Raw genomic sequence first — 20,962 nt, 5'->3', positions numbered from 1 at the left:
AGCCGCGGAGTGTTCGACTTGATCGCCTGGCTGCGCGTCGCCCTCGCCGGCATCGTCATTCTCATCGCCAGCATCCTGCTCATGCCCTGGCAGCTTCTTGCCCTGCGCTACGACTGGAAGATGCGCCGCTGGTTGCCGCGCGTCTGGCACCGCATCATCTGCTTCTGTCTCGGCATTCGTGTGCGGGTTCACGGGCAGATGGAAACACACCGGCCGCTGATGCTGTGCGCCAACCACTCCTCGTGGATGGACATCATGGTGCTGTCCTCGATCGCCGACGTCGCCTTCATCGCCAAGAACGAGGTGCGCGACTGGCCGATCTTCGGAACGCTCGCCAAGCTGCAGAAGAGCGTGTTCGTTGTGCGCGAGGAAAAGCGCAACACCGGCAACCAGGTGAGCGAGATCGCCGCGCGCATGGCCGACGGCGAAATCGTGGTGCTGTTCCCCGAGGGCACGACATCAGACGGCAACCGGCTGCTCGAGGTGAAATCCTCGCTGTTCGGCGCCGCCGCCATGGCCGTGCCCGCTTCGCCCACCGGCACCGTCATCGTGCAGCCGGTGGCAGTCGCCTATACCGGCGTGCACGGGCTTCCGATGGGTCGCTACCACCGCCCGCTCGCCTCCTGGCCCGGCGATGTCGAGATGCTGCCGCACCTGAAAGATATGCTCCGCTGTGGCGCCTTCGACGTCGACGTCCACTTCGGCGAAGCCGTCTCCTACAGCGCCGAGACCAACCGCAAGCAGGTCAGCGCCACGATCGCCAGCCGTATCCGCGCCATGCTGGGTGCGGCGCTCAGAGGCCGGCACGCAAACTGAGGCAAGATTCCCTTTTCTCGCGCGGCAAAAACCACTAAATAGCCGGCATGACCCAGGACAGCGCCCTCCTCCCGGCCCCGGAGACTACACTCCGCGATGGCAGCAACAGCCGCAAGGTTTTCATCAAGACCTATGGCTGTCAGATGAACGTCTATGACTCCACGCGCATGAGCGATGCTCTGGCGCGCGACGGCTACGAGCCGACGGAGGACATGGAGCAGGCCGATCTCGTGCTGCTCAACACCTGTCATATCCGCGAGAAGGCGGCCGAGAAGGTTTACTCGGCGCTGGGACGACTGCGCGACATGAAGAAGGAGCGCAACAAGGAAGGCCGCGAGTTCATGATCGGCGTGGCCGGTTGCGTGGCGCAGGCCGAAGGCGAAGAGATTCTTCGCCGGGCGCCCGCCGTCGACGTCGTCATCGGGCCGCAGACCTATCATCGCCTGCCGGAAGCGCTGCGCCGCGCCAAGGAAGGGCAGCGCATCGTCGATACGGAATATGCGCTGGAAGACAAGTTCGAGCATCTGCCGATCGCCGAAAAGACCAAGATCCGGGCGCGCGGCGTCACCGCGTTCCTGACCGTGCAGGAAGGCTGCGACAAGTTCTGCACCTTCTGCGTGGTGCCCTATACGCGCGGCTCGGAAGTGTCGCGCCCGGTTTCGCAGATCGTCGAGGAAGCGCAGAAGATGGTCGAGGGCGGGGTGCGCGAGATCACGCTGCTCGGCCAGAACGTCAATGCATGGCACGGTGCCGGGCCTGATGGCCAGGAATGGACGCTGGGCGACCTGCTCTACCGGCTGGCCGAAATCCCCGGCCTTGCCCGGCTTCGCTACACCACCAGCCATCCGCGCGACATGGACGACCGGCTGATCGAGGCGCATCGCGATCTCAGAGCGCTGATGCCCTATCTGCATCTGCCGGTGCAGGCGGGTTCCGACCGGATCCTGAAGGCGATGAACCGTCGCCACACCGCTGCCGAGTATCTGACGCTGGTCGAGCGCATCCGCGCCGCGCGTCCCGATATCGCGCTCTCGGGCGACTTCATCGTCGGTTTTCCGGGGGAGACAGACGCCGATTTTGAGGATACACTAAAGCTCGTTGAGAAGGTCCGCTATGCGCAGGCCTTTTCGTTCAAATACTCGACGCGGCCGGGTACGCCCGGCGCTGATCTGAAGGACCAAGTGCCGGAAGAGATCAAGGCAGAAAGGCTCGAACGCCTGCAGGCGCTTCTCTTGAAGCAGCAGCAGGAATTTGCCGAATCCTGCGTCGGAAAGACCATCGAACTGTTGCTCGAAAAGCCCGGTCGCATGTCTCAACAACTTATCGGCCGTTCCCCCTGGCTTCAGTCGGTGAATGTTGATGCAAAAGCATCGCAAATCGGTGACATTATTAAAGTGCGAATCACAGGTACCGGACCCAACAGCCTGTTTTCCGAGATGGTAGAGGCTGGTGCCTAACTCAAGGAGCTCGACCGCTTGAACGGACAAGAATTGGTTTCTTCTTCACCGCGCCACCCACGCATCGCGAGCGACGCCAATCACTTTATTCTGACGTTCGAAAACAATCGGTTCGCCAGCGAACTGTTTGGTCAATTCGACCAGAACCTCAAGCTTCTCGAGGAACGCCTGAACATCGATGCCCGAGCGCGCGGCAATTCCGTCGTGATCTCGGGTGACATCGTCACCACCAACCAGGCGCGCCGCACGCTGGACTATCTCTATGACAAGCTCCAGAAGGGCGGCAGCGTGGAACGCTCCGACGTCGAGGGCGCGATCCGCATGGCTGTTGCAGCCGACGATCAGCTGAGCCTGCCGACGATGGAGAAGAAGGCCAAGCTGACCATGGCGCAGGTCTCCACGCGCAAGAAGACCATCATTGCCCGCACGCCGACGCAGGACGCCTATCTGCGTGCGCTCGAGCGCTCCGAACTCGTCTTCGGCTGTGGTCCCGCCGGTACCGGTAAGACCTATCTCGCCGTTGCCCACGCCGCCCAGCTTCTGGAGCGCGGCGTCGTCGAAAAGATCATCCTCTCGCGTCCGGCCGTTGAAGCCGGCGAGCGCCTGGGCTTCCTGCCCGGCGACATGAAGGAGAAGGTCGACCCCTATCTGCGCCCGCTCTATGACGCGCTCTATGACATGATGCCGGCCGACAAGGTCGATCGCGCCATCACCGCAGGCGTCATCGAAATCGCGCCGCTGGCCTTCATGCGCGGACGCACGCTGTCGAATGCCGCCGTCATCCTCGACGAAGCGCAGAACACGACGTCGATGCAGATGAAGATGTTCCTGACGCGTCTCGGCGAGAACTCGCGCATGATCGTGACCGGCGACCCGAGCCAGATCGACCTTCCGCGTGGCGTCAAGTCGGGCCTGGTCGAGGCGCTGCAGCTCTTGAACGGTGTCGAGGGCATCTCGATCATCCGCTTCAAGGACACGGATGTCGTGCGCCATCCGCTGGTCGGCCGCATCGTTCGCGCCTACGACGCGACCTATCTGACTGATACAGCAGAGGCCGCGCAGCAGGACTGATGGCCGAACTCGACATACAGATCAGCATCGAAGAGGGCGAATGGCCCTCCGAAGACGCGCTCCACGCGCTGGCCGACCGCGTGCTGGAGATGGCCGCGACCTATCTGCGCGAGACCGAGAAGCAGCCGTTTCCGAAAATGGTCCCCGAGGTGTCGCTGGTCTTCACCGACGATGCCTCGATCCAGGACATCAACGCGGAGTGGCGCGGCAAAGACAAGCCGACCAACGTGCTTTCATTCCCCGCCTTCCCGGTTCAGCCGGGCAAGGTTCCGGGGCCGATGCTTGGCGATATCATCATCGCCAGGGAAACCGTGGCCCGCGAGGCGGTCGAGCTCGAAAAGAGTTTCGATGACCATCTCACTCACCTAATGGTGCACGGCTTCTTGCATCTCTTCGGCTACGATCATAATAATGATACCGAAGCCGAGATAATGGAGGGGCTGGAGACTCGCATTTTGGCGAAACTCGGCCTATCTGACCCATACGAGGGTCAAGACCTTAAAATGGAACCATGAGCGACTTTACGACGAGACCGGCCACCGAGGCCAAGGACACCGCCGATCAATCATCCTCCGACGAGGGTGGCAGTAGTAGCAGGCAGTCCGGACGATCCCAATCCTTCTGGTCGCGGGCTGCCCGCATATTGAGGCCACAGCAGGGTTCGCGTATCCGCGAAGACCTTGCCGACGCGCTGATGACCGACGCGGCCGATGGCGATGCCTTCTCCGCCGACGAGAAGGCGATGCTCAACAACATCCTGCGCTTCCGCGAAGTGCGCGTTGCCGACGTGATGGTGCCGCGCGCCGATATCGAGGCGGTGGACCAGACGATCACCATCGGCGAGCTGATGATCCTGTTCGAGGAATCCGGCCGCTCGCGCATGCCCGTCTATGCCGAAACGCTGGATGATCCGCGCGGGATGGTGCACATCCGCGATCTCCTCTCCTACGTCGCCAAGCAGGCGCGCAACAAGCGCCGCGGATCGACCAAGGCTGCCAAGGGCGCCGAGCCGATCGTCGAGGTCGCGCCTGAGAACCTGCAGAAGGCGCCGCGCTCGGCCAAGCCGAATTTCGACCTTGCCCGCGTGGACCTGCAGAAGACGCTTTCCGAAGCGGGCATCATCCGCAAGATCCTGTTCGTTCCACCCTCGATGCTCGCCTCCGACCTTCTGCGCCGCATGCAGGTGAACCGCACCCAGATGGCGCTCGTCATCGACGAATATGGCGGCACCGACGGGCTGGCCTCGCATGAGGACATCGTGGAAATGGTTGTCGGCGACATCGACGACGAGCATGACGACGAAGAAGTCATGTTCAAGCGGGTCTCCGAGGACATGTTCGTGGCCGACGCCCGCGTGGAGCTCGAGGATATCGCCGAAGCCATCGGCCCGGATTTCGACATCACCGAGCAGGTCGACGAAGTCGACACGCTGGGCGGGCTGATCTTCTCCGAGCTTGGGCGCATTCCCGTGCGCGGCGAAGTCGTTCAGGCGCTGCCGGGCTTCGAGTTCCACATTCTCGACGCCGATCCGCGCCGCATCAAGCGCGTGCGGATTACCCGCAAACGCCAGGCGATCCGCCGGCGCGCGAAGAGCGACGGTGACGGCGCAATGGGTCTCGACCACGGCGACGAGCGGCAGAGCGAGACGCCGACGGCAAACTGATCACTGCCAACCACGACAACGGGCGGCTTTTTTGAAACACTGCGACCTCAGTTGATTCGCGGATTGGTGGGGTGCGCATGGAGCGAATTGCCGACAGGGTGATCCTGGTTTGGGGCTACAAGAGAGTGCTGCTGGCGATCCTTGCAGGCGCATTCGGCGTTCTGGCCCTCCCGCCCATCGGCTTCTTCGCCGCGATGTTCGTGTCCTTCACGCTACTGGTCTGGCTGATCGATGGTGCGGCTGCCGCACCCGACAGCGGCATCATCGGCAGGCTGTGGCCATCCTTCGTCACCGGCTGGCTGTTCGGCTTCGGCTACTTCGTCGCCGGCCTCTGGTGGCTCGGGCATGCGCTGATGATCGATGCCGAGGAGTTCGCCTGGGCGCTGCCGCTGGCGATCTTCGGACTTCCGGCCGTGCTGGCGATCTTCTACGGCCTTGCCGCAGCACTTGCCCGCATCCTCTGGTCCGATGGGGTCGGGCGGATCGCGGCGCTGGCGGCGAGCTTCGGCCTGCTTGAGTGGGCGCGCAGCGTGCTCTTCACCGGCTTTCCCTGGAACGCCATCGGCTATGGCATGACGCCGGTGCCGGTGATGATGCAGTCGGCCCATATCATCGGGATCATGGGCATCACCGCGCTCTCGGTCTTCGTCTTCGCCGCCCCTGCCCTGCTGGGCACCAAGCAGGGCGCCAAGACCGGCATTTCGCTGGCGCTGCTGCTGCTTGCCGCGCATGTCGGATATGGCGCCTATGTGCTTTACGGCGCACCGAAGCCGGTTGCCGCCACTAGCGACAAGAGCCCCGTCATCCGTCTCGTGCAGCCGATGATCGACCAGAGCGCCAAGATGGACAGCGACGCCGACCGGGCGGCGATCTTCGAGAAGCATCTGAAGCTCTCGGCAGAGGCGCCCAAGGATGGTGGACGCAAGCCCGACATCATCGTCTGGCCGGAGACGGCGATCCCCTTCATCCTGACCGATAACCAGGATGCGCTGACGAGGATCGCCGATACGCTCGACGACAACCAGGTGCTGCTGGCCGGCGCCGTGCGCGCCGAGGACATGGGGCCCGGCAATCCGCCACGCTACTATAATTCGATCTACGTGATCGACGGTCGTGGCCAGATCATCGCCGCCTCGGACAAGGTGCACCTCGTGCCGTTCGGTGAATACATGCCGTTCGAGAGCCTTCTCAGCGAGTTCGGCATCCAGAATATCGTCGAGATGCCCGGCGGCTTCTCGGCGGCCGCCACGCGCCAGCTGCTGACGCTGCCAAGCGGGCTGAAGCTCTATCCGCTGGTCTGCTACGAGATCATCTTCCCCGGCGAAATGACCGGCGATATCGGCTCGGCATCGGCCATCTTGAACATCACCAACGATGCCTGGTTCGGCGCCACGCCCGGCCCCTACCAGCACTTCCAGCAGGCCCGCGTTCGGGCCGTGGAAACGGGCCTGCCGCTGATTCGCGACGGCAATAGCGGGATTTCCGCCCTTGTCAGCCCCCGTGGTGAAATTATTGCAGGTCTTTCGCTCAATGAGACCGGCTTTATTGACGCAACCCTTGATAGTTTCGCCTCTCCGGCCCATCCGCCGCTGTCACGCGAAACGTACTTCTGGTTGATCGAGACACTTCTGCTTGCAATTGCAATGGCTTCGCGTTTTGGTTTTGTTTTCAAGCGTAATTGACCGAAAACCCCTAAAATTGCATAGTGGTTAGGATCGGCATTCTTAACGTATGGTTCAAGGTGAATAGATCGCACTTTGCAACGTGGCGTTTTGGGGATGGGTTTGGGCGTGCCGGTTTAAACAAGGGCAGAATTATTGTTAGGGCAGCACCATGATTGAGAACAAGAAGAAGCCGAACCCGATCGACATCCATGTTGGCAGTCGCATCCGTCTTCGCCGAACGATGCTTGGAATGAGCCAGGAAAAGCTTGGGGAAAGCCTTGGCATTACATTCCAGCAGATCCAGAAATACGAAAAAGGCACCAACCGCGTCGGCGCGAGCCGGCTGCAGAATATCTCCAGCATTTTGAACGTTCCGGTCTCCTTCTTCTTCGAGGATGCACCCGGCGAGAACGCTGGCATGGCGGGTGGCATGGCGGAAGCCTCCAGCTCCAACTACGTGGTCGACTTCCTGTCCTCCTCGGAAGGGCTGCAGCTGAACCGCGCCTTCGTGAAGATCACCGATCCCAAGGTGCGCCGAAAGGTCGTCGAACTGGTCAAGGCGCTGGCCGCCGAAGCCGACTCCGAATAAGCATCCCTCATAAGTCACAGTCGAGAAAGCGGTCGTAAAGGCCGCTTTTTTGCGTTTTTTGGGCAAAATTTGTCACTTCGACGCAGATATAAAGATATATTTATGTCCTTCTGCGCTTGTTTTTCGGCCCTGAACTGAGTACCACTACGCAGCTTTTTATTCTTTGAGGGGAATCCCGGAATGCGTGCCAATTACCTCTTCACCAGCGAATCCGTAGCCGAAGGTCACCCGGACAAGGTCTGCGACCGTATCTCCGACGAGATCGTGGATCTGGTGTACCGCGAAGCCGCCAAGACCGGCATCAACCCATGGGGCGTGCGCATCGCATGCGAAACGCTGGCAACCACCAACCGCGTGGTCATCGCCGGTGAAGTTCGCCTGCCGCCGAGCCTGATGAAGAAGGACAAGAACGGCGCCGACGTCATCAACCCGTCGAAGTTCAAGACCGCCGCACGCCGCGCCATCAAGGACATCGGCTACGAGCAGGACGGCTTCCACTGGAAGACCGCCAAGATCGACGTGCTCCTGCACTCGCAGTCGGCTGACATCGCGCAGGGCGTCGATAACGCCGCCGACCAGCAGGGCGACGAAGGTGCCGGCGACCAGGGCATCATGTTCGGCTACGCCTGCAAGGAAACGCCGGATCTCATGCCGGCGCCGATCTACTACTCGCACAAGATCCTGCAGCTGCTCGCCGCCGCCCGCAAAGCTGGCAATGGCGACGCCGCCAAGCTTGGCCCCGACGCCAAGAGCCAGGTCACCGTTCGCTACGTCGACGGCAAGCCTGCCGAAGTCACCTCGATCGTTCTGTCCACGCAGCATCTCGACGACAGCTGGGATTCGAAGAAGGTTCGCGCCGTCGTCGAGCCCTATATCCGCGAAGCTCTCGGCGAGCTGCCGATCGCCAAGGATTGCGCCTGGTACATCAACCCGACCGGCAAGTTCGTCATCGGCGGCCCTGACGGCGACGCTGGTCTCACCGGCCGCAAGATCATCGTCGACACCTACGGCGGTGCGGCTCCGCACGGCGGCGGCGCATTCTCCGGCAAGGACACGACCAAGGTCGACCGTTCGGCAGCCTACGCCGCTCGCTACCTCGCCAAGAACGTCGTGGCAGCCGGCCTTGCCGAAAAATGCACGATCCAGATCTCCTACGCCATCGGCGTTGCCCAGCCGCTGTCGATCTATGTCGACCTGCACGGCACCGGCAACAAGGTAACGGAAGACCAGGTCGAGGCGGCGATCCGCAAGACCATGGACCTGTCGCCGACCGGCATTCGCCGTCACCTCGACCTCAACAAGCCGATCTACGCCAAGACCTCGGCATACGGCCATTTCGGCCGCAAGGCTGGCCGTGACGGCTCGTTCTCCTGGGAGAAGACCGACCTGGTGAAGCCGCTCAAGGAAGCGATCAAGGCTTAAGACGATGACTGACATGGAACGTCGCGGACGCGCGACCGAGGCTTTCTTCGGTCGCCGCAAGGGTAAGGCACTTCGCGGACAACAGGCGGAGAAGCTCAGCACCCTCTTGCCGGCGTTCATCATCGACCTCTCAGCGGCTCCCCCAGAGCCGCTGAGCACGCTGTTTCCCGTCGAGACCAACCGGCTGAGGCTGGAGATCGGCTTCGGCGGCGGCGAGCATCTGATCCACCGCGCCATCGAGACTCCTTCGACCGGGTTCATCGGCGTCGAGCCCTTCATCAATTCGATGCAGAAGCTGCTTGCCAGCGTCGACAATGCCGGCGCCCGCAATGTCCGCGTCTACAACGACGATGCGACACAGCTGCTCGACTGGCTGCCGGATGGATCGATCGACCAGATCGACCTGCTCTACCCGGATCCCTGGCCGAAGCGGAAGCACTGGAAGCGCCGCTTCGTCTCGAAGACCAATCTCGACCGCTTTCACCGCGTGCTGAAGCCCGGCGGCCTGTTCTGCTTTGCCTCCGACATCGACACCTACGTGAACTGGACGCTCCTGAAGTGCCGCGACCACGGCGGCTTCGACTGGCAGGCCAGCAACGCGGCCGACTGGCTAACGCCCTACGAGGGCTGGCCGAGCACGCGCTACGAGGCCAAGGCCCGGCGCGAAGGACGCTCGTCGGCCTATCTGACGTTCAAGCGCGTCTAGCAATCAAACGAGGTCGGCGAATGGCATCCTACCTGACCGATCTTCGCCGCCTTATCGGCAATCGCCTCATCCTGCTTCCCGCCGTCGCCGCCGTCATCCATGACGAGGCGGGTCGCCTGCTGCTGCAGGAAAAATCATCCGGAGAAGCATGGAGCCTGCCCGCCGGCGCGATCGAGCCGGGCGAGACGCCGCAGGAAGCCATTATCCGAGAGGTCATGGAAGAGACCGGGCTTGTCGTCACATCGACCAGCATTCTCGGCGTCTTCGGCGGACAAGAATTCAGATATGTTTATCCGAATGGCGATCAGGTCGAGTATGTCGTGACGCTGTTCAAGTGCCGTGTTGGCGGCGGCAGCGGCGTCTGGGCGGACAGCGAGACGAAATCCATCCGATACTTCACACAAAACGACATGCCGCCGCTGGCGCTGCCTTATCCGATGTCCGTGCTGTTCGGCCAAGACTGAACATCGGGACTGACCATCGGCTTAGACCGGTAGCGTCAATCAATATCCAGCAGGATAGCGCCCTCCTCCCATTCAGGCACCTTGCTCGCGATCACGCCATCAGGCCCGACGGCGAGCGTGCAGCCGCAGCTCATCCAGCCATCTCCCCTGTCGCCGACGACATCGGAGGAGATGACCCAGCTGCCCGTGCGGACCGCGCAGGCGCGAAGGCTCTCGATCGCGGGCTCGCGCCATTGATCCACCTTGTGCGCCCGGATCATCATGTTGAGCGGGGCGCAGACGACGGAAGCGCCGTTTGCCACGATGGCATCGGAGAATGCCGGATCACGAAAGTCGCTGCAGATATTGATGCCGAAGCCGCGACCGGCTCTTTGCCAGACGGGAAATGCATCGCCCGGCGTGCAGCCGTCTTCGAGCGGGTTGGCCTTGGCGTATACGCCCGCGACGGTGCCGTTCTCGATCAGCATGGCGCTGTTGTAGACCAGATCACCGCGACGCTCGACAAAGCCGACGATGGCGGCTGTCCTGATGGAACGGAGCGGTTCGAGCAGCTTTTGCAGCGCCGGATCATCGACGCAAAGCGCGCGCCGCTCGTTGATCGCGCGGTCGTAGCTATGGCCCTGGAGGTAGCATTCGGGAAAGATGGCGAGATCAGCGCCGTGGCTATCGGCCCATGTCAGGTCGCGCAGGATCACACCTGCCGCCTTCTCAGCGTCATCGAAAATGGGGAAACGCTGGAAGGACGCTATTCGCATGAGATGGGGCGTAGCATGAGTCGCCCCTCAAAAACAAAACAACGGCGCTCCGGGGAACGCCGTCTGTTTTCATGCTGACCCGCCTTTAGAGCCTTTCCTGGTTAGATTGAAGCATTCTGCCGGAGCAGGTTTTCGTCAGGGCAAAGGCGATTGGCGAAGGGCATACCCTAGGTACGGTCGAGCCGATCGCCTTTGATCCTGGCGGAAAGATGCCCGGCCCTAGCTGGTTTGCGAAGCAAACCACCGGGGTTGGCTGAAACGGGCCGCCTGATCGTCCGGCCGGCTTGGCCGTATGCGTTGGCTACGACACGCGCCAGCCGGACGACCATCCGACTCCGTTTGAGCCAACAGAATGCTTCAATCTAACCAGGAAAGGCTCTAGTGCAGGCTGACCGTCTTCAACTCGTCTTCAGCGGCCTTGAAGAAGGTGCTGGAGCGGTTGTCCGTGAGGAGGATCGGGGTTCCGTCCGCGCCGAAGAGCGCCCATAGATCGACGTTCGGATCGATATCGGGAGCTTCCGGAAAACACCGGGGAACATCCTCGGAACGGATTTTCCTGATATAGGCGACCTCGCCGTTGCCGATGCCGGCAAGCTCGGTCTTGGTCAGGTGCGAATTGGCTTCTTTCATCAACATTCCTGTACCTCCAGAGAGAAGGGACCAACGGTGCGATTTGCGCCGTTGTCCTACTGTGGGACCGAAATGTTAATTTTCTTCACCATACGCGACGGCTCCGGGCGAATGAGATCCACCGACAGCAGGCCGTTCTTCAGGCCCGCGCCGAGAACCTGCATGCCATCGGCGAGCACGAAGGTGCGCTGGAATTGCCTGGCGGCGATGCCGCGATAGAGATATTCCCGCTCGCCCTGCTCGACCTGGCGGCCACGGATGACCAACTGGTTTTCCTCGACGGAGATGTCGAGTTCCTCCTCGCTGAAGCCGGCGACGGCCAGCGTTATGCGCAGGCGCTCAGGATCATCGGTGATACGGTCGGCGGCGAGGCGCTCGATATTATAGGGAGGATATCCGTCACTCGCCTTGGAAATCCGCTCCAGCGTCTTTTCCATGGCGTCGAAACCCAGCAACAGCGGGCTGGCGAAAGGCGTCATACGGCTCATCAGCGTTCCAAGTCCTTGATGCAAGCGACCCTTCCGGACCTGAAGACAGCATCCGGATGTTGCTAATATGGGAACGAATGCTGTCATTCGCAAGACGGGCGCAGGACAGCCGGCGCAAGACGTGCGCTCCTCCCGCACGCGATTGCACCGCCTTGACAAAGCTTGCTGCGCCTCGCATCAAATCCTGCCCCGCGCCGGCTGTGCCGATTTGCGGCGGGAAGATAAACAGATGGTGCATGCATCGGTAAATGCGTCGATACAGGCACTGGGAGGATGGGACGAAACGGAATGGCAAACCCGAGAAAGATCATTATCGACACCGACCCAGGTCAGGACGATGCGGCCGCGATCATGCTGGCCTTCGGCAGCCCTGAGGAACTGGAACTGCTCGGCATCACCACCGTCGCCGGCAACGTGCCGCTCTCCTATACCAGCCGCAATGCGCGCATCGTCTGCGAGCTCTGCGGCAAGACCGACACCAAGGTTTTCGCCGGCGCCGACAAGCCGATCGCCCGGCCACTCGTCACCGCCGAGCATGTGCATGGCAAGACCGGCCTCGACGGCCCCGAGCTCGACGAACCGACCATGCCGCTGCAGGCGGGACACGCCGTCGACTTCATCATCGAGACGCTGCGCAGCGAGCCTGAAGGCACGGTGACGCTCTGCACGCTCGGACCGCTGACCAATATCGGCCTCGCCTTCCAGAAGGCGCCAGATATCATCGGCCGCGTGCGCGAGCTGGTGATGATGGGCGGCGGCTATTCCGAGGGCGGCAACATCACGCCGGCGGCCGAATTCAACATCTTTGTCGATCCCGAAGCCGCCGACATCGTGTTCCGCTCCGGCGTGCCGATCGTGATGATGCCGCTCGACGTGACGCACAAGCTGCTGACGCTGAAATCGCGCGTCAAGCGCATGGCCGAGATCGGTACGCGGCCGGCGATCGCGATGGTGGAGATGCTGGAGTTCTTCGAGCGCTTCGATATCGAGAAATACGGCTCGGACGGCGGCCCGCTGCACGACCCGACGGTGGTTGCCTATCTGCTGAAGCCGGAACTGTTCAAGGGACGGGTCTGCAATGTGGAGATCGAAGTGAAGTCGGAACTGACCGTCGGCATGACCGTGGTCGACTGGTGGCACGTGACCGACCGCAAGCGCAACGCGACCGTGATGCGCGATGTCGACGCGGACGGCTTCTTCGATCTCCTGATCGAACGCTTCGCCCGCATCTGACAGTCTGAATGAGATCAGGCCCGCTTAGGCGGGCCCGATCGGATCAGGCGTCCTTCTGGTCGAAGACCGAGTTGGTTTCGGCTTCGACGATCTTCGGGCCGCCCTTGGCGACGCCGACCATGGCGGGGCGCAGGACGCGTTCGCCGATGGAATAGCCGGCCTGGACGACCTGGACGACAGTGTTGTTTGGTACGTCGGGATTTGGCACTTCGAACATTGCCTGGTGGAAGTTCGGGTCGAACTTCTGGCCGACCGGCTCCAGCTTGCGCACGCCGTGGCGCTCCAGCGTCGACAGCATCGAGCGCTCGGTCATCTCGACACCTTCGATCAGCGTCGTCAGGCCGGCATCGGCGCCGGCGCGGGCCTCTTCCGGAATGGCGTCGAGCGCGCGGCGCAGGTTGTCGGAGACAGCCAGCATGTCGCGGGCGAAGCCGGCTGCGGAGTAGGACTTGGCGTCCTTGACTTCGCGCTCGGTGCGGCGACGCAGATTGTCCATGTCGGCGGCGAGGCGCAGATAGCGGTCGCGCAGCTCGGCATTCTCAGCTTTCAGGAGCTCGATCGGATCGGGCTCGGCTGCGGTCTCGTTCTCGACGTTTGCGGCGGCGTCGGCTGCGGCTTCTTCCGCGGCTGCGTCAGGTCCGTTCTTCGTCGTCTCGTCAGTCATGACGTTCTCCGGTCATTGGTGGCTTTTGGATGAGCCCGATATCGAACTTTGAACATCAAAAATCAAGTCTGCGTGACGAAGAAGGTCGGAAACACAGGCATGTTCGGCCCGTGACGACCGTGTATGAAAGCGACAGCGAGGTGGCAACCACATGTCATTCTTACTTTCGCAAAACCTAATACGGTGCCACACTCATCTCTCAACCTGGGAGGTGCTGAGATGGCCGACGAAAACGTCTATGTCGGGAAATGCTTTTGCGGTGCCGTGGAACTGACCGTGACCGGCACGCCGGTCGCGATGGGCTATTGCCATTGTCGCTCCTGCCAGCACTGGTCGGCCGGGCCGATCAACACCTTCACGCTGTGGCAGCCTCAGGCGGTTCGGGTCACCAAGGGTGGCGAGCATGTCGAGAGCTTCCAGAAGACCGACTACAGCGTGCGCAAGTTCTGCGACACGTGCGGCGGGCATCTCTATAGCGAGCACCCGCTCTGGGGCGTGACCGATGTATACGCGCCCGTTATCCCCGATCTCGATTACAAGCCGACCATGCATGTGAACTACGAGGACACCATCCTGCACGTGAAGGACGGGCTGCCGAAGTTCAAGGACATGCCTGCGGAGATGGGCGGTTCCGGCGTGCAGCTGCCGGAATAGCGTTATTTGGACGGGCGCGAGAGCCTTGCCATGAGCTGGGCAGTGTAATCGACCATCGGCACGATGCGCGAATAGTTGAGCCGCGTCGGGCCGATGACGCCGACGGCGCCGACGATGCGATCGTCCTCGTCGCGATAGGGTGCGACGATCAGCGAGGAGCCGGAGAGCGAGAAGAGCTTGTTTTCCGAGCCGATGAAGATGCGGACCCCAGGGCCGCTTTCGGCAAGGTTCAGCAGCTCCAGCAGGCTGTCCTTCTTCTCGAGATCATCGAACAGCATGCGCAGGCGGTCGAGATCATCGGGATTGCCCAACCCCTCCAGGAGATTGGCGCGGCCGCGGATGATGAGCTGCGCGGGCTTGCCTTCATCCGCGCTGCCGGACCAGACCGCGATGCCGCGCTCGACGAGATCCTGCGACAGCGCGTCGAGCTCGTGGCGCACATCGGCCTTGAGGCGGCCGAGCTGGCTGCGCAGCTCGGGCAGCGTCTGGCCGGTCATGTGGGCGTTGAGGAAGTTCGCGGCTTCGGTGAGCTGCGAGGAGGTGACGCCGGCGGGCAGTTCGATGATGCGGTTTTCGACCTGATCGTGATCGCCGACGAGAACGGCCAGCGCCTTGGTGGGCTCCAGGCGGATGAACTCGACGTGCTTGAGCACGGGATCGCTCTTGGACGTGATGACGAGACCGGCGCCGCGCGACATTCCCGACAGCATGCGGCTTGCCTCGTTCATCATCGCTTCCATCGGGCCATCGCGGCTTTCCGCCCGCACCTGCCGGTCGATATTGGCGCGGTCCTCGGCGGAGAGATCGCCGACCTGCATGAAGGCATCGACGAAGAAGCGCAGGCCTACCTGCGTGGGCAGGCGGCCGGCGCTCACATGCGGGGAATAGACGAGGCCGAGCTCTTCCAGATCGCTCATGACGTTGCGCACCGAGGCCGGCGACAGCGACATGGGCAGGATGCGCGAAAGATTGCGCGAGCCCAGCGGCTCGCCCGTCTCCAGATAGCCCTCGACGATGCGACGGAAGATTTCCTTGGAGCGTTCGTCCAGCGCGGCAACGGCGTCCGAAATCGTCGACGACCTGAATTCCATTAAGCCTTGCGCACCCATGCTGATAATGATGCCGCAAAATATAGCCAATCTCCCCGTGCGCGCAAAAGGGAATTTGCAAATGCGCGCCGCCAATCGTAGAAGCGGTCAACAACAGACCCGCACATAGGATGAAGCCTGGGATCGCGCCCGCGTTCCCGGTCCCGTGCACCGAGGAGAATTAGGATGCGGCCATCAGGCAGAAAAACCGACCAGATGCGCAAGGTCACCTTCGAGCGCAACTTTTCCAAGCACGCCGAAGGCTCCTGTCTGGTGAAGTTCGGCGACACGCATGTGCTGTGCACGGCGAGCCTTGAAGAAAAGACGCCGCCGTGGCTGCGCAACACCGGCAAGGGCTGGGTCACCGCAGAATACGGCATGCTGCCGCGCGCCACCGGCGATCGCATGAAGCGCGAAGCCGCCGCCGGCAAGCAGGGTGGCCGCACCCAGGAAATCCAGCGCCTGATCGGCCGCTCGCTGCGCGCCGTGGTCGACCTCAAGGAACTCGGCGAACGCCAGATCACGCTCGACTGCGACGTCATCCAGGCCGACGGCGGCACCCGCACGGCATCGATCACCGGCGCATGGATCGCGCTCTACGACTGCCTGAAGTGGATGGAAAGCCGCAACATGATCAAGGTCGAGCGGGTCCTGAAGGACCACGTCGCCGCGATCTCCTGCGGCGTCTTCGCCAGCCAGCCGGTGATCGATCTCGATTACCTCGAGGACTCGTCTGCCGAGACCGATGCGAACTTCGTGATGACTGGTTCGGGCGGCATCGTCGAGATCCAGGGAACGGCCGAGGGCACGCCGTTCAGCGAGGAAGAGTTCGGCGCTCTGATGGCGCTTGCCAAGAACGGCATTGCCGAGTTGGTGGAGATGCAGAAGGCGGCGATTGCCTGAGGGGAGCTGAATAAAGGCCCCTCCCCAACCCTCCCCACAAGGGGGAGGGCTTAACCCAGACGCCCCGTCGACGGTCAATTTGGGCAGTCGCTTGCCACAAGCCTTCTCCCCCCTCGTGGGGGAGATGGCCGGCAGGCCAGAGAGGGTCTTTGGCGCCCCGGAGAATGACAGCATGATCGACGGCATTCTTGAAACCGCGCTTTATGTCGACGACCTCGATGCCGCCGAAGGCTTCTATCGCGATGTTCTCGGCCTCGAGAAAGTTCTGCGCCACGACAACCGGCATGTCTTCTTTCGCTGCGGCCCGGGCATCCTTCTGATCTTCAACCGCCACGAGACGATCAAGCCGCCCTCTTCTGACGCGCTGCCGGTTCCGCCGCATGGCACCACCGGCGCGGGGCATGCCTGTTTCCGGATGAGTGCGGAAGCGATTGACTTGATCGCGGAAAAGCTGAACAAAGCGGGCGTTTCCATCGAAAGCGATTTCTGCTGGCCGAACGGGGCGCGATCGATCTATTTCCGCGATCCTGACGGCAACAGCCTGGAATGCGCCGAACCCAAACTTTGGAATCTTTGAAGGACCGCCCATGCGCAAGCTCGATACCCGCACCATCGTCGTTGCCAGCCACAATGCCGGCAAGATACGCGAGATCGCCGACCTGATCGGTCCTTTCGGCTTCTCGGCGAAATCGGCAGCCGAACTGAAGTTCGAGGAGCCGGATGAGACCGGCACGACCTTCGAGGAAAACGCCGCGATCAAGGCGCTGGCTTCCGCCAAGGCTTCCGGCCTGCCGTCGCTCTCCGACGACAGCGGCCTTGTGATTGACGCGTTGGGTGGCGCACCTGGCGTGTACACCGCCAACTGGGCGGAAACGGCTGATGGTACGCGCGATTTCGCCATGGCGATGCAGAAGGTCGAAACCGCTCTTCAGGAAAAGGGCGCGACCACGCCGGAACAACGCACCGCGCGCTTCGTCAGCGTGCTCTGCCTGGCATGGCCTGATGGCCATACCGAGATGTTCCGCGGCGAAGTCGAAGGCTTCGTCGCATGGCCGCCGCGCGGCACCGCGGGCTTCGGCTACGACCCGGTCTTTCAACCCGAGGGCTACGACACCACATTCGGCGAGATGAGCGCGGAAGAGAAGCACGGCTGGAAGCCGGGCGACGCTGCCGCCCTCTCGCACCGCGCCCGCGCCTTCAAGATCTTCGTCGAAACCTGCCTGGACGCATAAGACCCGAATCGTGGACACTTTGGAACAGCCTAACCTGACGCGCTATGCATCTCTTTTGCCCGATACCGGTGAGCCCGGCTTCGGCGTCTACGTGCATTGGCCGTTTTGTGCCGCCAAGTGCCCCTATTGCGACTTCAACAGCCATGTGCGCCACCAGCCTGTCGACCAGGAGCGCTTCACCGCCGCCTTCCTGAAGGAAATGGCGGCGATGCGGCAGCTGAGCGGCCCGAAGACGGTGACCAGCGTGTTCTTGGGCGGCGGCACACCCTCGCTGATGAACCCATCGACGGTTTCGGCCATTCTCGACGGCATCGCCAAGGAATGGCACATGCCTGATGGCATCGAGATTACCATGGAGGCCAACCCTTCAAGCGTCGAGGCCGAGCGTTTTCGCGGCTACCGCGCCGCCGGCGTCAACCGCGTGTCGCTCGGCGTGCAGGCGCTGAACGATCGTGACCTCAAGTTTCTCGGACGTCTGCATGACGTCGAGGATGCGCTGAAGGCGATCAAGCTGGCGCGCGATATCTTCCCGCGCATGTCCTTCGACCTGATCTACGCCCGTCCCAAGCAGACGGTGGAGGAATGGGAGCGCGAGCTGCGCGAGGCGATCTCCTACGCCGTCGATCACCTGTCGCTCTACCAGCTGACGATCGAAGAGGGTACGCCCTTCTTCGGACTGCACAAGATGGGCAAGCTCGTGGTGCCCGACGACGACCAGTCGGCGCTGCTCTATGAGGCGACACAGGAAATCACCGCCGCCGAGGGCATGCCCGCCTACGAGGTCTCCAACCACGCCCGCCCGGGCGCGGAGAGCCGTCACAATCTCACCTACTGGCGCTACGGCGACTATGCCGGCATCGGCCCCGGCGCGCACGGCCGGCTGACGCGCGGGCCCATCAAGCTCGCCACCGCCACCGAGCGCAAGCCGGAAGCCTGGCTCGAGCTCGTGGAGCGCGACGGCCACGGCGTGCTTGACCAGGAACAGCTCGGCTATGACGAACAGGCCGACGAACTGCTGCTGATGGGCCTGCGCCTCACCGAAGGCGTCGACCTCGCCCGCTGGCAGCAGCTCTCCGGCCGCGATCCGGATCCGAAGCGCGAAGAGTTTTTACTGGAACACGGGTTTATCGAGCGGATCGGCAACTCGCGCATCCGCTGCACGCCGTCGGGGATGCTGATCTTGGATTCGGTGGTGGCTGATCTGGCTTGTTGAGTTGGGGGGTTAGGGCGGTCAGCGTCTTACCGTGAAGCCCCCTCATCCGCCTGCCGGCACCTTCTCCCCGTTGGGGAGAAGAGACCTAGGGCTAGCCGCTCGCTCCCTCTTCCCTTCTCCCCAGCGGGGAGAAGGTGGCCCGAAGGGTCGGATGAGGGGGCTCCAACCGATGAGCTATCCTATTGTTTTCCTAAATAACTTCCGCACTCACACCACCCTCCTCCGCACCCGCGCAAACAACCGCCCATCGATCGCAGCCAAACCGATCGCGATCATCGCCATGCCGATCAGATGCTTGGCCTGAAGCTGCTCGCCCAAGATCGCGGCGCCGAGCAGGATGGCGCTGACGGGGATGAGGAAGGTGACGAGCATGAGGTTGGTGGCGCCGGCGGTGGCGAGGATGCGGAAGAAGAGGACGTAGGCGACCGCGGTTGAGAGCAGCGCCAGGCCGAAGAGCGCCATCCAGGTCTCCATAGAGGGGGCGGCGAGTGTCCAGGGGTGGTCGACGATGAGGGCGATGGGGAGCATCAGCACGCTGGAGGCGGTGACCTGGCCGGCGGCGGGGAGAAGTGGTGCCATGCCCATCTGGCGGAAACGGCGGCCATAGATGCCGGCGAAAGAGTAGGAGAGTGCGGCGCCGAGAACGGCGAGCTGCGCCAGCACATTGGTTCCGAGATCGCGCAGCGCATCGAAGCCGATCATGTAGGCGACGCCGGCGAAGCCGACGATGACGCCGAGCAGGCGGTTTCCGGTCATCTTCTCATCCGCCGTCAACAGATGCGCGACGACGACGCCGAAGAGCGGCGTAGTGGCGTTGAGGATCGAGGCGAGGCCGCTCGCAATATGGGTCTGCCCCCAGACGATAAGGCAGAAGGGGATCATGTTGTTGATCAGGCCCATGACGAAGAAGGCCGCCCACGATTTTCCGTCGCGCGGCATGGCGTGACCGGTGGCGCGCACGATCAGGTTCAGCGCGACGGCGGCGATCAGCACGCGGCCAGTGACGATGGTAAACGGCGGCAGGGTCTTCACCAGGATGCCGTTGAACAGGAAGGATCCGCCCCAGAGCAACGACAGCACCAGCAACATTCCCCATTCGGCAAGGCCCATCTGTCTCTGCTGCATCGCGTCTCTCCCTTTTGCGGCATGACCGGCTTAGCGCTCGGCGCTAGCCTACGCCACCCGATTCCTGCGCGGACTATTACCATCCGTCGAGTTATTCTTATCCGTGACGATCAAGCTCTGACTTGGAATGATCACCTTGATGCATATACTATGGTGGTCAGAGCCATGCGACAAACGAGTCTTTTTCGTTTCATGATTGAGCTGAGCTAAAGCATGAGTGATTTTCTTCCATCGCTTTCGGCGCTGCGCGCCTTCGAGGCCGCCGCCCGGCATTTGAGCATGACGCTTGCGGCGCGGGAACTCAATGTGACGCCTGGCGCCGTCAGCCTGCAGATCCGCGATCTCGAGACCTCGCTCGGCGTTCGCCTGTTCGAGCGCAAGGCGCGGGCGCTGGCGCTGACGCCCGAGGGTGCCGACTATTTCACGACGTTGCGGGCGGCATTTCGGCTGGTGCGAGAGGCAACGGCGGCGATCACGGCGCGAAACCGCGGCACGGTGCTGAACGTCACATGCACCGCGGGCTTTGCGACCTACTGGCTGGTGCCGCGGCTTTCGCGCTTCGAAGCGCTGAACCCGGAGATCGACGTGCGCATCAGCGCCTCGCACAGGGTGATGGATTTCCAGCGCGATGGCATAGACCTCGCTATCCGTCACGGGCTCGGGGGCTATGACGGGCTCGTCAGCGAGCGGCTGGTGGATGACGAGCTGGTGCCGGTCTGCACGCCGAAGCTCGCCGATGCGCTCGGCCCGGATCCGTCGCCCGATGCACTAGCGCCGTTCCAGCTGATCCACGACGTCTACCGCCACGACTGGCAGCTATGGCTGGAGGCGGCGGGCGCAAGCAATGTCGATGCCGCCCGTGGGCCGGTCTTCATGCACGGCAACGGCGCCTACGAGGCGATGAAAGCGGGGCTCGGCTTCGCGCTGATGCGGCGCTCCTTCGTGACAACTGAACTGGAAGAAGGCCAGCTCGTCGCCCCCTTCCCCGTCGGCGTCGCCAGCCGGCTCGCCTTCCATCTCGTCTATCCCGGTCAGGCGCTGGAACGGCCGGCAGCGGCCGCCTTCCGCCGCTGGCTGCTGTCGGAAGCGCAGCGCTGATCGCGGCGCCTGCGCGCTTACTTCAGC

General features: G+C 62.6%; 23 protein-coding genes. 17 read left to right on the top strand and 6 right to left on the bottom strand.

Going from position 1 to position 20,962, the window contains the following annotated elements:
• Positions 1-18: 18 nt before the first annotated feature.
• From ACCD05_RS10310 to ACCD05_RS10265, 10 genes are all read left to right on the top strand, one after another.
• A complete protein-coding gene (locus tag ACCD05_RS10310) occupies positions 19-816 on the top strand; it encodes a lysophospholipid acyltransferase family protein (protein ID WP_413392616.1) in 798 nt (265 codons plus the stop codon).
• Positions 817-863: 47 nt separating this feature from the next.
• Positions 864-2,273 (top strand): tRNA (N6-isopentenyl adenosine(37)-C2)-methylthiotransferase MiaB, encoded by a 1,410-nt coding sequence (gene miaB / locus ACCD05_RS10305; protein WP_413392434.1) that lies wholly within the window; start codon positions 864-866, stop codon positions 2,271-2,273.
• An 18-nt stretch (positions 2,274-2,291) separates the two neighbouring features.
• Entirely contained in the window at positions 2,292-3,344 is a 1,053-nt protein-coding gene (locus tag ACCD05_RS10300) for a PhoH family protein (protein WP_026282943.1), read from the top strand.
• Positions 3,344-3,859 (top strand): rRNA maturation RNase YbeY, encoded by a 516-nt coding sequence (ybeY, locus tag ACCD05_RS10295; RefSeq protein WP_413392431.1) that lies wholly within the window; start codon positions 3,344-3,346, stop codon positions 3,857-3,859. Before ACCD05_RS10300 ends, ybeY begins: the two co-directional genes overlap by 1 nt.
• The gene (locus ACCD05_RS10290) at positions 3,856-5,007 is read left to right on the top strand and encodes a hemolysin family protein (protein WP_413392429.1); all 1,152 of its coding nucleotides are present in this window, start codon (positions 3,856-3,858) and stop codon (positions 5,005-5,007) included. The genes ybeY and ACCD05_RS10290 overlap by 4 nt, the downstream gene beginning before the upstream one ends.
• 77 nt (positions 5,008-5,084) lie before the next feature.
• Positions 5,085-6,689 carry an apolipoprotein N-acyltransferase gene (lnt, locus tag ACCD05_RS10285; protein WP_413392427.1) on the top strand — a complete coding sequence of 535 codons (1,605 nt, stop codon included), beginning with the start codon at positions 5,085-5,087 and terminating at the stop codon, positions 6,687-6,689.
• 151 nt (positions 6,690-6,840) lie between these two features.
• Positions 6,841-7,260, top strand: coding sequence for a helix-turn-helix domain-containing protein (locus ACCD05_RS10280; protein ID WP_018898182.1), 420 nt, complete (start codon positions 6,841-6,843; stop codon positions 7,258-7,260).
• 180 nt (positions 7,261-7,440) lie between these two features.
• Entirely contained in the window at positions 7,441-8,682 is a 1,242-nt protein-coding gene (gene metK / locus ACCD05_RS10275; RefSeq protein WP_209232534.1) for a methionine adenosyltransferase, read from the top strand.
• Positions 8,683-8,686: 4 nt separating this feature from the next.
• Positions 8,687-9,388 (top strand): tRNA (guanine(46)-N(7))-methyltransferase TrmB, encoded by a 702-nt coding sequence (trmB, locus tag ACCD05_RS10270; protein WP_047507043.1) that lies wholly within the window; start codon positions 8,687-8,689, stop codon positions 9,386-9,388.
• A 20-nt stretch (positions 9,389-9,408) separates the two neighbouring features.
• Positions 9,409-9,852: an NUDIX domain-containing protein gene (locus ACCD05_RS10265; protein WP_413392424.1), complete on the top strand. Its 444-nt coding sequence runs from the start codon at positions 9,409-9,411 to the stop codon at positions 9,850-9,852.
• Positions 9,853-9,887: 35 nt separating this feature from the next.
• Here ACCD05_RS10265 and ACCD05_RS10260 read toward each other — a convergent pair whose 3' ends face one another.
• From ACCD05_RS10260 to ACCD05_RS10250, 3 genes are all read right to left on the bottom strand, one after another.
• A complete protein-coding gene (locus ACCD05_RS10260) occupies positions 9,888-10,547 on the bottom strand; it encodes a carbon-nitrogen hydrolase family protein (RefSeq protein ID WP_413392422.1) in 660 nt (219 codons plus the stop codon).
• 438 nt (positions 10,548-10,985) lie between these two features.
• Positions 10,986-11,243, bottom strand: coding sequence for a DUF1150 family protein (locus tag ACCD05_RS10255; RefSeq protein WP_018898177.1), 258 nt, complete (start codon positions 11,241-11,243; stop codon positions 10,986-10,988).
• Positions 11,244-11,293: 50 nt separating this feature from the next.
• Complete coding sequence (locus tag ACCD05_RS10250; protein ID WP_047507035.1) at positions 11,294-11,725, bottom strand: Hsp20 family protein; 432 nt, start codon at positions 11,723-11,725, stop codon at positions 11,294-11,296.
• A 288-nt stretch (positions 11,726-12,013) separates the two neighbouring features.
• On the opposite strand from ACCD05_RS10250, the gene ACCD05_RS10245 reads away from it, so the two are divergent.
• Positions 12,014-12,958, top strand: a complete 945-nt coding sequence (locus ACCD05_RS10245; protein ID WP_413392420.1) for a nucleoside hydrolase — start codon at positions 12,014-12,016, stop codon at positions 12,956-12,958.
• Between the two features lie 43 nt (positions 12,959-13,001).
• On the opposite strand, the gene grpE is transcribed toward ACCD05_RS10245, so the two are convergent.
• On the bottom strand, positions 13,002-13,622 hold the full coding sequence (gene grpE / locus ACCD05_RS10240) for a nucleotide exchange factor GrpE (RefSeq protein WP_018898174.1): 621 nt from the start codon (positions 13,620-13,622) through the stop codon (positions 13,002-13,004).
• A gap of 219 nt (positions 13,623-13,841) precedes the next feature.
• Here grpE and ACCD05_RS10235 point away from each other — a divergent pair, with 219 nt between their 5' ends.
• Complete coding sequence (locus ACCD05_RS10235) at positions 13,842-14,276, top strand: GFA family protein (protein WP_047507031.1); 435 nt, start codon at positions 13,842-13,844, stop codon at positions 14,274-14,276.
• 2 nt (positions 14,277-14,278) lie between these two features.
• Here ACCD05_RS10235 and hrcA read toward each other — a convergent pair whose 3' ends face one another.
• Positions 14,279-15,367 (bottom strand): heat-inducible transcriptional repressor HrcA, encoded by a 1,089-nt coding sequence (gene hrcA, locus ACCD05_RS10230; RefSeq protein ID WP_018898172.1) that lies wholly within the window; start codon positions 15,365-15,367, stop codon positions 14,279-14,281.
• A gap of 183 nt (positions 15,368-15,550) precedes the next feature.
• Between hrcA and rph the strand changes: the two genes are divergently transcribed.
• The 4 genes from rph to hemW all read left to right on the top strand — a co-directional run bounded on the left by rph (position 15,551) and on the right by hemW (position 18,712).
• Entirely contained in the window at positions 15,551-16,267 is a 717-nt protein-coding gene (gene rph / locus ACCD05_RS10225; protein WP_018898171.1) for a ribonuclease PH, read from the top strand.
• A 172-nt stretch (positions 16,268-16,439) separates the two neighbouring features.
• Positions 16,440-16,844 (top strand): VOC family protein, encoded by a 405-nt coding sequence (locus ACCD05_RS10220; RefSeq protein ID WP_413392416.1) that lies wholly within the window; start codon positions 16,440-16,442, stop codon positions 16,842-16,844.
• Between the two features lie 10 nt (positions 16,845-16,854).
• Positions 16,855-17,499, top strand: coding sequence for an RdgB/HAM1 family non-canonical purine NTP pyrophosphatase (gene rdgB / locus ACCD05_RS10215; RefSeq protein ID WP_413392414.1), 645 nt, complete (start codon positions 16,855-16,857; stop codon positions 17,497-17,499).
• Between the two features lie 10 nt (positions 17,500-17,509).
• Positions 17,510-18,712, top strand: a complete 1,203-nt coding sequence (gene hemW, locus ACCD05_RS10210; protein WP_413392412.1) for a radical SAM family heme chaperone HemW — start codon at positions 17,510-17,512, stop codon at positions 18,710-18,712.
• Between the two features lie 207 nt (positions 18,713-18,919).
• Here the strand turns inward: hemW and ACCD05_RS10205 are convergent, their stop codons facing one another.
• Complete coding sequence (locus ACCD05_RS10205; protein WP_209188914.1) at positions 18,920-19,837, bottom strand: DMT family transporter; 918 nt, start codon at positions 19,835-19,837, stop codon at positions 18,920-18,922.
• A 213-nt stretch (positions 19,838-20,050) separates the two neighbouring features.
• On the opposite strand from ACCD05_RS10205, the gene gcvA reads away from it, so the two are divergent.
• A complete protein-coding gene (gene gcvA / locus ACCD05_RS10200) occupies positions 20,051-20,935 on the top strand; it encodes a transcriptional regulator GcvA (RefSeq protein ID WP_413392410.1) in 885 nt (294 codons plus the stop codon).
• Positions 20,936-20,962: the final 27 nt, after the last annotated feature.

Origin of the sequence: Rhizobium sp. Rhizsp42 (assembly GCF_047304155.1) — a bacterium.
In the GTDB taxonomy this organism is placed as follows: domain Bacteria; phylum Pseudomonadota; class Alphaproteobacteria; order Rhizobiales; family Rhizobiaceae; genus Rhizobium.
The sequence above is the reverse complement of the archived record's forward strand: the minus strand, read 5'-3'. Positions and strand labels throughout refer to the sequence as shown.